Annotated in this window: 12 protein-coding genes; 9 read left to right on the top strand and 3 right to left on the bottom strand. The window is 65.0% G+C overall.

All coding sequences use genetic code 11. The features are described 5' to 3' along the window. Positions 1 to 17 precede the first annotated feature (17 nt). Entirely contained in the window at positions 18 to 836 is an 819-nt protein-coding gene (locus GPJ75_RS05465; RefSeq protein WP_163265943.1) for an FCD domain-containing protein, read from the bottom strand. A 197-nt stretch (positions 837 to 1,033) separates the two neighbouring features. Here GPJ75_RS05465 and GPJ75_RS05460 point away from each other — a divergent pair, with 197 nt between their 5' ends. From GPJ75_RS05460 to glcF, 6 genes are all read left to right on the top strand, one after another. Then, positions 1,034 to 2,530: an FAD-linked oxidase C-terminal domain-containing protein gene (locus GPJ75_RS05460; protein WP_163265941.1), complete on the top strand. Its 1,497-nt coding sequence runs from the start codon at positions 1,034 to 1,036 to the stop codon at positions 2,528 to 2,530. Between the two features lie 212 nt (positions 2,531 to 2,742). Then, positions 2,743 to 2,994, top strand: coding sequence for an AbrB/MazE/SpoVT family DNA-binding domain-containing protein (locus GPJ75_RS05450; protein WP_163265939.1), 252 nt, complete (start codon positions 2,743 to 2,745; stop codon positions 2,992 to 2,994). Then, positions 2,991 to 3,398 carry a type II toxin-antitoxin system VapC family toxin gene (locus tag GPJ75_RS05445; protein ID WP_163265937.1) on the top strand — a complete coding sequence of 136 codons (408 nt, stop codon included), beginning with the start codon at positions 2,991 to 2,993 and terminating at the stop codon, positions 3,396 to 3,398. The genes GPJ75_RS05450 and GPJ75_RS05445 overlap by 4 nt, the downstream gene beginning before the upstream one ends. Continuing rightward, positions 3,395 to 4,603 carry a glycolate oxidase subunit GlcE gene (glcE, locus tag GPJ75_RS05440; protein WP_163265935.1) on the top strand — a complete coding sequence of 403 codons (1,209 nt, stop codon included), beginning with the start codon at positions 3,395 to 3,397 and terminating at the stop codon, positions 4,601 to 4,603. The genes GPJ75_RS05445 and glcE overlap by 4 nt, the downstream gene beginning before the upstream one ends. 59 nt (positions 4,604 to 4,662) lie before the next feature. Next, a complete protein-coding gene (locus GPJ75_RS05435; RefSeq protein ID WP_163265933.1) occupies positions 4,663 to 5,043 on the top strand; it encodes a DUF4870 family protein in 381 nt (126 codons plus the stop codon). Between the two features lie 6 nt (positions 5,044 to 5,049). Further along, positions 5,050 to 6,372 (top strand): glycolate oxidase subunit GlcF, encoded by a 1,323-nt coding sequence (gene glcF / locus GPJ75_RS05430; RefSeq protein WP_163265931.1) that lies wholly within the window; start codon positions 5,050 to 5,052, stop codon positions 6,370 to 6,372. Positions 6,373 to 6,526: 154 nt separating this feature from the next. On the opposite strand, the gene GPJ75_RS05425 is transcribed toward glcF, so the two are convergent. Further along, the gene (locus GPJ75_RS05425; protein ID WP_163265929.1) at positions 6,527 to 7,315 is read right to left on the bottom strand and encodes a L,D-transpeptidase; all 789 of its coding nucleotides are present in this window, start codon (positions 7,313 to 7,315) and stop codon (positions 6,527 to 6,529) included. A 266-nt stretch (positions 7,316 to 7,581) separates the two neighbouring features. Between GPJ75_RS05425 and GPJ75_RS05420 the strand changes: the two genes are divergently transcribed. Further along, positions 7,582 to 8,220, top strand: coding sequence for a DNA-3-methyladenine glycosylase I (locus GPJ75_RS05420; RefSeq protein ID WP_163265927.1), 639 nt, complete (start codon positions 7,582 to 7,584; stop codon positions 8,218 to 8,220). Positions 8,221 to 8,262: 42 nt separating this feature from the next. Here the strand turns inward: GPJ75_RS05420 and GPJ75_RS05415 are convergent, their stop codons facing one another. Then, complete coding sequence (locus GPJ75_RS05415; protein WP_163265925.1) at positions 8,263 to 9,189, bottom strand: DMT family transporter; 927 nt, start codon at positions 9,187 to 9,189, stop codon at positions 8,263 to 8,265. Between the two features lie 145 nt (positions 9,190 to 9,334). Here GPJ75_RS05415 and groES point away from each other — a divergent pair, with 145 nt between their 5' ends. Both groES and groL read left to right on the top strand, forming a co-directional pair. Beyond that, positions 9,335 to 9,631, top strand: coding sequence for a co-chaperone GroES (gene groES, locus GPJ75_RS05410; protein WP_159589654.1), 297 nt, complete (start codon positions 9,335 to 9,337; stop codon positions 9,629 to 9,631). 62 nt (positions 9,632 to 9,693) lie between these two features. Beyond that, positions 9,694 to 11,334, top strand: a complete 1,641-nt coding sequence (gene groL / locus GPJ75_RS05405; RefSeq protein ID WP_163265923.1) for a chaperonin GroEL — start codon at positions 9,694 to 9,696, stop codon at positions 11,332 to 11,334. Positions 11,335 to 11,688 lie beyond the last annotated feature (354 nt).

The raw sequence follows: 11,688 nt of genomic DNA, 5'->3' as shown, positions 1-11,688 counted from the left end.
TCAATGAGCCGGCCTGTTCATGAACCGGCCGCGGCGGACCGTCGGGTTTGCCTGCGCCCAGCGCGCTCCGTGGAGCGCTGGTGCAGGCGAAGCTTGGCAATGCGTTCCCACTCGCCGGTGCGCTCGGCCTCTGCGCTTGCCTTTTCGACATAGGCGATGTGGGCAATCGCCGCCTTGCGCGCGACAGCCGGTTCGCCGTCGCGGATCGCCTCATAGATCGCTCGGTGCTGGGCAAGCAGCTCCTCGCGCGCGCCGGGCAGATCGTAGATGCGGGCGCGGCTGTAGAAGACGCCGTCGGCCAGGAGCCGATAGCAGGAGCGCAGCGTGTGGAGGAGCACGAAATTGTGCGCGCACTCGCCGACGGCGTTGTGGAACTCGACGTCGATCTCCACCTCCGTCTCGAAATCGGCGGTCGCGTGCGCGTGCTCCATGCGGTCGATGATGCCGGCGAGCAGCGCCTTGTCGGCCTCCGTCGCCCGCCGGGCGGCCATTTCGGCGGCGACGGCCTCGATCTCGCGGCGGTATTCCAGATAGTCGGCGGTGGCCTTGGGATGGGTGGCGATCAATTCGCGCATGGGCTTGGCGAACACCTCGCCGACGATGTTGGCCACATGCGTGCCGCCGCCCTGGCGGGTGACGAGAAGGCCCCTTGCCTCCAGCGCCTTCAGCGCGTCGCGCAGGATGGGGCGGGAGACGTCCATCTCAGCCGCCAGCTCGCGCTCGCCCGGCAGCCGGTCGCCGTCGCGCAGCACACCCTCGAGGACCAACCCCTCGATCTGGCGCACCACGGCATCGGCCGTGCGGGCATGCTCTATCCTGGAATAGATGGTGTTCACGGGCGAAACCGGCCTTTTGGCTGCTCGGCGCAATCTAGCGGCCGCCATCTAACGGCATTGACGAAGATTGGTCAAATGTTTTAACCAATTTCCAGCAAGGTCGCGCGAAAAGCAGCGGCTTTCGCCTGTCGGCAGTGTATCATTTGTACATACCGCTGGAGACCCGGTAGATTCATTTTACCACAAGGACGCGTTCCATGTCCGGACCGCATATGCCCAAGCCCGATACGGCAACCCTGAAGAAGCGCGACGAGATCGTCGCCGACATGCGCATCATCGTGCCCGGCGAGGGCGTCGTGGCGGCCGACCGCGAAATGCGCGCCTTCGAGAGCGACGGGCTGACCGCCTATCGCCAGGTGCCGTTGGTCGTCGTGCTCCCCGAAACGGTGGCCCAGGTCTCGCGCATCCTGAAATATTGCCACGAGCGCAACATCCGCGTGGTGCCGCGCGGCTCCGGCACCTCGCTGTCGGGCGGGGCGCTGCCGCTTCAAGATGCCGTGCTCCTCGTCATGAGCCGCTTCAACCGCATCCTTGACATCGATTTTCCCAACCGCGCGGTGGTGGCGCAGCCGGGCGTGACCAATCTCGGCATCACCCAGGCGGTCGAACACGCCGGCTTCTACTACGCCCCCGACCCCTCCTCGCAGATCGCCTGTTCCATCGGCGGTAACGTGGCGGAGAATTCGGGCGGCGTGCACTGCCTGAAATACGGGCTCACGGCCAACAACATCCTCGGCATCGAGATGGTGCTGATGAACGGCGAGGTGATCCGCCTCGGCGGAAAGCACCTCGATGCCGAAGGGTACGACCTCCTGGGCCTGATGACGGGTTCCGAGGGCCTTCTGGGCGTCGTCACCGAGGTGACGGTGCGCATCCTGCAGAAGCCGGAGACGGCGCGCGCCATGCTCATCGGCTTCCCGTCGAGCGAAGAGGCCGGGCAATGCGTGGCCGACATCATCGGCGCCGGCATCATCCCCGGCGGCATGGAGATGATGGACAAGCCGGCGATCCACGCGGCGGAGGACTTCGTCCATGCCGGATACCCGCTCGACGTGGAAGCGCTCCTGATCGTCGAGCTCGACGGCCCGCAGGCCGAGGTGGACCACCTGATCGAACGGGTGGAGGACATCGCGGCGAAGAATGGCTGCACGACGAGCCGCGTTTCCCACTCCGACGAGGAGCGGCTGACCTTCTGGGCCGGCCGCAAGGCCGCCTTCCCCGCCGTCGGGCGCATCTCGCCCGACTATTACTGCATGGACGGCACCATCCCCCGCAAGGAACTGCCGCGCGTGCTCTCCGGCATGCGGAAACTCTCGGAGAAATACGGCCTGAAGGTCGCCAACGTCTTCCACGCCGGCGATGGAAACCTGCACCCGCTCATCCTCTACGACGCCAACAAGCCGGGCGAACTGGAGAAGGCGGAAGACTTCGGCGCCGACATCCTGCGCCTGTGTGTCGCGGTAGGCGGGGTGCTTACCGGCGAGCATGGGGTGGGCGTGGAAAAGCGCGACCTGATGCCGGAGATGTTCACCGAGGACGATTTGAACCAGCAAATCCGCGTCAAATGCGCCTTCGACCCGAACCACCTGCTCAACCCCGGCAAGATGTTCCCGCAGCTGCATCGCTGCGCCGAACTCGGCAGGATGCATATACACCGGGGGCAGATGCCGTTTCCGGAGCTGGAGAGGTTTTGAGGGAGAGGCAATGTCTGATGGCCGATGAACAAGCCTATGACGAATGGTTCCAAAAAGGTTCATGAAGCGCTGGCCGACGCGTGCCCGGCAACGCCGCATCGGCAGGTGATGGACGAAGCGCAGGTGATCATCGATAGGAAGCGTCGTGCACACGCTTGAAGGTAAGGAATTATTGCCTTACCTTCAAGCGTGTACACAATGGAAGCGCAACGATGACGACACTCACGGTAACGTCCAAAGGACAGGTGACATTGAAGAAGGAACTGCTCCAGCACCTCGGCGTTAAGCCGGGGCAGAAAATCGAAGTGGACCCCATGCCGGGAGGGCAATTGGCGGTCCGAGCCGTCCGGCAGGAGGGCGGCTGGGAGGACGTCTTCGGTATCCTCGCCGGCGAGACCGACAAGGTTGCTACGATTGAAGAAATGAACGAGGCGATTGCCAAAGGTTGGGCTGGCTTGAAATGAAGGTTACGGCCGACACAAATCTGCTGGTGCGGATTGTCGTCCGTGACGATGAGGCTCAGGCGCGAACAGCCCTCAAACTCCTGGCAGGCGCGGAGGCGGTTGCTGTCTCCTTGCCCTGCTTCTGCGAATTCGTCTGGGTTCTTGACAGAATCTATCGCCTGTCTCGCGACAAGATAGCTATGTCGGTTCGCATGATCATGGAAAGGGGAAATGTCACGACCGACACAGCTGCGGTGACAGCCGGTCTGCGTATTCTCGATGCAGGTGGCGATTTCGCTGACGGCGTGATTGCTGCGGCGGGTCTGTCTTTGGGCGGCGAGACCTTCGTCTCATTCGACCGCAAGGCGGTTGCACGCCTAAGCGCAATGGGCATGCCTGCTCAACATGCCAGCGAATTTGCATGACCACCTTCACCCCCCAAACCGCGCCCCAAGTCCTCGACATCGTCCGCTGGGCCGTATCCGAGGAAACCCCGCTGGAGATCCTCGGCCACGGCTCCAAGCGCGGCATCGGCCGCCCCGTGCAGACCGAGCACGTCCTCGACCTGTCGAAGCTTTCCGGCGTCGCGCTCTACGAACCGGAAGAGCTGGTACTTTCGGCCAAGGCGGGAACGCCGCTGGCCGAGATCGAGGCGCTGCTGGCAAAGCACAACCAGCAACTCGCTTTCGAGCCGATGGACTACTGCCCACTGCTCGGGCTCAAGCCCGGATGCGGCACCATCGGCGGGACGCTTGCCGCGAACCTCTCCGGCCCGCGCCGCATCAAGGCGGGGGCGGCGCGCGACCACGTGCTCGGGGTGCTCGCGGTCTCGGGCCGCGGGGAAGTCTTCAAGTCCGGCGGGCGCGTGGTGAAGAACGTTACCGGCTACGACCTTTCCAAGGGGCTTGCCGGGTCCTGGGGCACGCTGGCGGTGGTGACGGATGTCACGTTCAAGGTGCTGCCGGCGGCGGAAACCGAGAAGACGCTTGCCGTCACCGGCCTCGACGACGCGGAAGCGGCCGCCGCCATGGCCGAGGCGATGGGTTCCAGCGCCGAGGTCTCGGGTGCCGCGCACCTGCCGGAGGGCGTTGTGGGGCGGTTCGCGAAAGGCGGGCTTTCGGGCAGCGCGAAGACCGTCCTGCGCATCGAGGGCGTCGGCCCGTCCGTCGCCTATCGCATCGACCTTCTGACACGGCTCATGAAGCCGCATGGGGCGGCTGAGGTGATCGAAGAGGAGGAATCGCGGCCCCTGTGGCGGGAGATTCGCGACTGCCGGCCCTTCGCGGACGGGACGGAGGCGCCGGTGTGGCGCGTTTCCATGGCGCCGACGCAAGGCCACAGGATGGTCGACGCTTTCCGCCGGGCGGCCGGCGCCAACGCATTCTACGACTGGCAGGGCGGGCTCATATGGCTGCGCATGGAGGCGGAGCCGGAGGCGGAGGTCCTGCGTGGGCTGATCGGCCATTTCGGCGGCGGGCATGCGACGCTGGTGCGTGCCACGCCTGCCGTCAGGGCCGCCCTTGCCGTGTTCCAGCCGCAGCCGGCCGCACTCGCCGCGCTTGCCGCGCGGCTCAAGGAACAGTTCGACCCGAAGGGCATCCTCAATCCGGGTCGGATGGCGGTCGCGTGAGCGCGTGATAGAGTGGCCGCGCCATTCAAGTTGGGAGACGACCAAATCGGGAGACGACAATGAGCGAGCCAAACCCGCAGCAAACCCCGCCACGTAAAGCCGAAGGATGGCTGGACCCGGGAGCGACCAACATCCAGGTGATCTACATTCTCTATCTGGTCGGGTTCGTCATCGGCATCTCAGCACTGGTGGGTATCGTGATCGCCTATATGAATCGCGGCAAGTCGGATGAATGGATCGAGACCCACTACACCTGGGCCATCCGCACATTCTGGATCGGGCTTCTTTTCGGCCTCGTCTCGGCAATCCTCATGGTGGTCGGCATCGGCTTCCTGCTCCTGCTGGCGGTTGCCATCTGGGCCATCATACGCATCATCATCGGCCTGCAGGCGGTAGGCCGCGGCGAGCCGATCAGGAATCCCGAAAGCTGGATTTTGTAGCGACACATGCAGACAAACTTCACGCCCGAGCAGCTGGCCGAACCGCAGGTCGCCCATTCGGAGACGATCCTGCGCAAGTGCGTGCATTGCGGCTTCTGCCTGGCCACCTGCCCGACCTATGTCGAGCTCGGCAACGAGCTCGACAGCCCGCGCGGGCGCATCTATCTCATCAAGGAGATGCTGGAGAACGGGCGGCCGGCGGACCGCGAGACGGTAACGCATATCGACCGCTGCCTGTCGTGCCTTTCCTGCATGACGACGTGCCCCTCGGGCGTGAACTACATGCATCTGGTCGACCATGCGCGGGCGCATATCGAAAAGACATACCGCCGGCCGCTCCTCGACCGGCTGACGCGGGCAGCGCTCGCGCGCGTGCTGCCCTATCCCGGCCGCTTCCGTCTGGCGCTGAGGCTCGCAAGGCTTGGTCGGCCCTTCGCACCGCTCATGCGCGCACTGCCGGGGTTGAAGCCGGTGGCCGCCATGCTGGCCTTGGCACCGGACACCATGCCACCGGCCGCCGCCGCGCCGGCAGCCCTGCCGGAGGGAGCGCCGCGCGGGCGCGTAGCGCTTTTGGCGGGCTGCGCCCAATCCGTGCTGGATCCGGGCATAAACGCGGCAACGGTCCGGCTGCTCACGCGGCTCGGCATCGAGGTGGTGGCACCCGAGGGGGAAGGCTGTTGCGGCGCTCTGGTGCACCATATGGGGCGCGAGGAAGAAGCGCTCGATTTCGCACGGAAGAATATCGACGCCTGGACGCGCGCCGTCGAGGAGGGCGGGCTCGACGCCATCCTCATCACGGCGTCGGGCTGCGGCACGACCATCAAGGACTACGGCCATATGCTGCGGCTCGACCCCGGCTATGCGGAAAAGGCGGCGCGGGTCTCGGCCCTTGCCAAGGACATCACCGAGTATCTGGCCGAGCTCGACCTGCCGGAGCCCGATATCCGGCCGGGGCTGGACATCGCCTACCATTCCGCCTGCTCCATGCAGCACGGGCAGAAGATCACGCGCCAGCCGAGGGCACTGCTCACGCGGGCCGGCTTCATCGTCAGGGAGCCGCGCGAGGGGCATCTGTGCTGCGGCTCGGCCGGCACCTACAATATCCTGCAGCCCGAGATCGCCCGGCGCCTGCGCGACCGCAAGGTGAGGAACATCGAGGCCACGGGCGCCGAGGCGGTCGCCACCGGAAACATCGGCTGCATCACACAGATCGCCTCGGGCTCAAATCTGCCCGTCGTACACACGGTGGAGCTCATCGACTGGGCCTATGGCGGGCCGAAGCCCGCTTGTATCCCCGAAGCAAGGCCGATGGCCGTCGCCGCGGAGTAGAGCAATTCCAGGAAAAGTGGAAACCGGTTTTCCGTCCGGAATTGCGACAAAACAAAGAGTCCAGGCATAAAGGAAAAGGCGGCGCCTCCCTCAAGGCGCCGCCTTCCCCGACGTTCCGGCACGGTCCGGCCGGCCCGTCCCCCGTTCGATAGAATCAGATTACCACGACCTTTGCCCCTACGGGAACATGCTCATAGAGTTCGATCACATCTTCGTTGCGCATGCGGATGCAGCCCGACGATACGGCCTGGCCGATGGTCCATGGCGCGTTGGTGCCGTGGATGCGGTAGAGCGTGGAGCCGAGATAGAGGGCGCGCGCGCCCAGCGGGTTCCGCTCGCCGCCTTTCATGTGGACGGGCAGGATGCGGCCCTTCTTCTTCTCGCGCGCGATCATCTCGGCCGGCGGGCGCCAGTCGGGCCACTCGCGCTTCTGCGAGACCTTCTGCGTACCCTTCCATGCAAAGCCTTCCTTGCCGACGCCGACGCCGTAGCGGCGCGCCTTGCCGCCTTCGAGCACGTGATAAAGAAAACGCTCACTGGTATCGATGACGAGGGTGCCGGGCTTGTGCGGCCCGTCATAGGCCACGTCCTGCGGCAGGAACTTCGGATCGAGGCTGAGATCGGACAGCGGCCGCGGCTTCGGCGCGATGGCCGCCGTGCGCACCGACGGCTCGGCCCGCGGCGACAGGCGCTGCGCGTTTCTGTACTGGGCAACCGGCTGCCGCTCGGCCGGGCGTTCCACCGTGCGCCATTGTTCCTGGCGCGGCCGGGCCTGCCGCTGCCGCGGGACAGGCTGTCCCTGGCGCAATTGCAGCACCCAGGGGGCGGAAAGGTCGGGGCTGACGAGAACCGGCGGCGGCTCCACATAGCGGTTCTGCGCCTCAGCGCCGAGGGGAAGAAGCAGCAAGACGATCGCGCCGGCTGCGCTTGAAAAGAACTTCATCGACTACACTCTCTGTTGCTGGCCATTTGCACATTCAGACCTGGCGGCTACCGGCTCTGACGGGAACGGGCGGCTCCCGCAAAAAGCGGCTCACACGCCCCGTCTGTCAGGATGCTGCACCAGACGAGCGAGCAAATGGTGAATCGGGCTTCCTAAAATGCGATATTTCGGCAAAACCATTCGGAGTGGTTACCGCCGGGTTCAGAAGGTTGGTGAACGGCTTATTAAACCGGTGGTTGTACGCTTAACCAATGGGAACCGACAGCATGAGCGAAGAAAAAACAGGCCTGATCGAAGGGGCGGACGGCAAGACGCGCTGCTTCTGGCATGCCAACCTGCCGGACTATCTGGCCTATCACGACAACGAGTGGGGCCGGCCCGTGGTGGACGACAAGCGGCTCTTCGAGAAGCTGTGCCTTGAGGGGTTCCAGTCCGGCCTGTCGTGGCTGACGATCCTGCGCAAGCGGGAGAACTTCCGCGAAGCCTTCGCCGGCTTCGACTTCGAACAGGTGGCGCGCTTTACCGAAGAGGATGTGGAGCGGCTTCTAGGTAATGCCGGCATCGTTCGCCACGGCGGCAAGATCCGCTCCACCATCAACAATGCGCGCCGCGCCATCGAACTGTGCGAGCAGGAAGGCTCGCTCGCGCGCTATTTCTGGCGCCATGAGCCGGGGCTGGAAGAGCGGCCGGAAAAGCTCGACTACGCAACGCTCCGCACGCTCGGCAAGACCGAGGTCTCGACACGCGTCTCCAAAGACCTGAAGAAGCGCGGCTGGACCTTCGTCGGCCCCACCACCGTCTACGCCTTCATGCAGGCCATGGGCCTCGTCAACGACCATATCGAAGGCTGCGCAATGCGGACGGAGGTGGAGGCGGAGCGGCAGCGCTTCCGGCGGCCGGCTTAGGCCTGGGGTGGCTGGAGCCCCGGTCGGTCGGCACTGAGCCGTTCAACCCTCCTGGGAAACCGGCTCCGCCACGAGCCGCTCGCGGTAGACGATGTAGAGGCCCGCGGCCATGACGACGGCGATGCCGATCGCGGCCAGCCCATTGGGCAGGTCGCGGAAGACGAGCCAGCCGATCAGCGTGGCGAAGGGTATCTCCAGATACTGGATCGGCGCCAGCGTTGCCGACGGCGCGAAGCGCAGCGACCACGTCATCAGGAGATGCGAGAGCGTGCCCAGGATGCCGACGGCCCCAAGCAGCGCCATCTCGCCGCCATTCGGCATCACAAAGCCCAGGCCCGGCAGGTCGGCACCGACCGTCATCGCAAAGACGGCCGCCAGCCCGATCGTGCCCATCAGGCCGCTGGCACCCTGGAGCGCGATGGGATCGGCCTCCCGCGCCACCTGCCTCGTGACAAGGATATAAAGGGCGAAGATCACGGCGACGGCAAGCGGCAGGAACGCCGGCAGCCCGACCACGGCGAAGCTCGGCTGAATGACGAGCAGCGTGCCGGCGAAGCCCACCGCACAGGCGAAAAGGCGCCGCGGGCCGACCTCCTCCTTCAGCACCATGCGGCCGAGCATGAGCAGAATGAAAGGCATGACATAGGCGATCGCCACCGCATCGGCGAGCGGCAGGAAGCGCAGCGCCGTGAAAAATGCGCCGAGGCCCAGAATCTGAAGGACCGTGCGGACAGCCGTGAGCCTCAGGAGACGCGGGGTCAGCGCGATGCTGCGCCCGCTCCAGGCGACAAGCGGCAGGACGAGCAGAGCCTGCACGGCGAAGCGCACGAGGAGAAGTTCGATGAGCGGGATCGTCGCGCCAACCACCTTGGCGGCAGCGTCATTCATGGGCGCGAACACGCAGAAGCCGATCATAAGGGCAATGCCGAGAAGAGGCCGGTCGGCCGCGGCGCCGCTGATCTGTGCCATTCCGCCGGCCCCCTCGCTTGACTCTTAAGGGCATCCAAATTATTTGGGCCCCTGTTAGCACTCTCTATCGGGGAGTGCTAACGACGCTCCGCCCGACCGGGGGGAGAAGAAACCTATTTCATCGTCGCAATCAAGGGTTCAGAACATGGCCAAGACGAATTTTCGCCCGCTTCATGACCGTGTGGTCGTTCGCCGGGTCGAATCCGAGGAGAAGACGGCGGGGGGGATCATCATTCCCGACACTGCCAAGGAGAAGCCGCAGGAAGGCGAGATTCTCGCCGTCGGCTCCGGCGCGCGTGACGAGAGCGGCAAGCTCGTGCCGCTGGACGTCAAGGAAGGCGACCGCGTCCTCTTCGGCAAGTGGTCCGGCACGGAAGTCAAGCTCAATGGCGAGGATCTCCTGATCATGAAGGAGTCCGACATCATGGGTGTGATTGCCTAACCACCGCTATTCGAAACGAAATGGTAACAGGGCTGCTTCGCACGCCCAGGAGCTAGAGAAATATGGCTGCAAAAGAAGTAAAATTCTCCCGTGACGCGCGCGAGCGCATGCTGCGCGGCGTCAACATCCTCGCCGACGCGGTGAAGGTCACCCTCGGTCCCAAGGGCCGCAACGTCGTGCTCGACAAGTCCTTCGGCGCACCGCGCATCACCAAGGACGGCGTGACCGTCGCCAAGGAGATCGAGCTCGAGGACAAGTTCGAGAACATGGGCGCCCAGATGGTGCGCGAAGTGGCCTCGAAGACCAACGACATCGCCGGTGACGGCACCACGACGGCCACGGTTCTCGCCCAGGCCATCGTGCAGGAAGGCGCCAAGGCGGTTGCCGCCGGCATGAACCCGATGGACCTGAAGCGCGGCATCGATCTCGCCGTTGCCGAGGTCGTCGACTACCTCGCCAAGGCCTCGACCAAGATCAAGACCTCGGAAGAGGTTGCCCAGGTCGGCACCATCTCCGCCAACGGCGAGAAGGAAGTCGGCCAGATGATCGCCGAGGCGATGCAGAAGGTCGGCAATGAAGGCGTGATCACGGTCGAAGAGGCCAAGACCGCCGAGACCGAGCTGGAAGTGGTCGAGGGCATGCAGTTCGACCGCGGCTACCTCTCCCCCTACTTCGTCACCAATGCCGAGAAGATGGTGGCCGAGCTCGAGGACGCCTACATCCTCCTGCACGAGAAGAAGCTGTCCAACCTGCAGGCCATGCTGCCGGTTCTGGAGAGCGTCGTGCAGTCGTCCAGGCCGCTCGTCATCATCGCCGAGGACGTCGAGGGCGAGGCGCTTGCCACGCTCGTCGTCAACAAGCTGCGTGGTGGCCTGAAGATCGCCGCCGTCAAAGCACCGGGCTTCGGCGACCGCCGCAAGGCCATGCTCGAGGACATCGCCATCCTGACGGGTGGCCAGGTGATCTCCGAAGACCTCGGCATCAAGCTCGAGAACGTCACGCTCGACATGCTGGGCCGCGCCAAGAAAGTCTCCATCACCAAGGAGAACACGACCATCGTCGACGGCGCCGGCCAGAAGGCCGAGATCGAAGGCCGCGTCGGCCAGATCAAGCAGCAGATCGAGGAGACCACCTCCGATTACGACCGCGAGAAACTGCAGGAGCGGCTGGCCAAGCTCGCCGGTGGCGTGGCCGTGATCCGCGTCGGCGGTGCGACCGAGGTCGAGGTGAAGGAGAAGAAGGACCGCGTCGACGATGCGCTCAACGCCACGCGCGCAGCGGTCGAGGAAGGCATCGTGCCGGGCGGCGGCGTCGCCCTCCTGCGTGCTTCCGCCGCCATCAAGGTGAAGGGCGAGAACGCCGACCAGGATGCGGGCGTCAACATCGTGCGCCGTGCCGTCCAGGCTCCGGCACGACAGATCGCCGCCAACGCCGGTGCGGAAGCCTCGATCGTCGCCGGCAAGATCCTCGAGAACAGCGGCGCCACCTTCGGCTACAACGCCCAGGCCGACGAGTATGGCGACATGATCGCCATGGGCATCGTCGACCCGATGAAGGTGGTCCGCACCGCACTGCAGGATGCCGCGTCGGTTGCCGGCCTCCTCGTCACCACCGAGGCCATGGTCGCCGAGCTTCCGAAGAAGGAAGCGGCTCCCGCGATGCCCGGCGGCGACATGGGCGGCATGGGCGGCATGGGCTTCTAAGAAAGCTCCACCGATCACCACCTACGGAAAGGGCGCCCTCGCGGCGCCCTTTCTCGTTTGCGCACAAGGCCCTACTACCCGCGAGCACGGCCGCCGGACAAGCCGGCGCATTGCCCCCTCTTGTATGTTCAGTTTGGCTCTGATCCTTACCGATTCGAGCCAAACTGAACATGCAAGAGGGGGCCGGCATCCACGGGGATAAATTCCCGCCCCTCAAAAAAACATTCGTTCCAAAACAATCGCTTATCATTTTTTGCCCCGCCCAACCGCGCATTTTATCCCCGCTGCCCAAGCTGCTCCTATCATGCTCCCCGTCCCTCCCGCGGGAACGTGGATCGCGACGGCGGTCTCGCG

It is taken from the genome of Chelativorans alearensis, from assembly GCF_010993735.1.
Classification (GTDB): Bacteria; Pseudomonadota; Alphaproteobacteria; order Rhizobiales; family Rhizobiaceae; genus Chelativorans; species Chelativorans alearense.
This window is presented reverse-complemented; position numbering and strand designations above follow the sequence as displayed.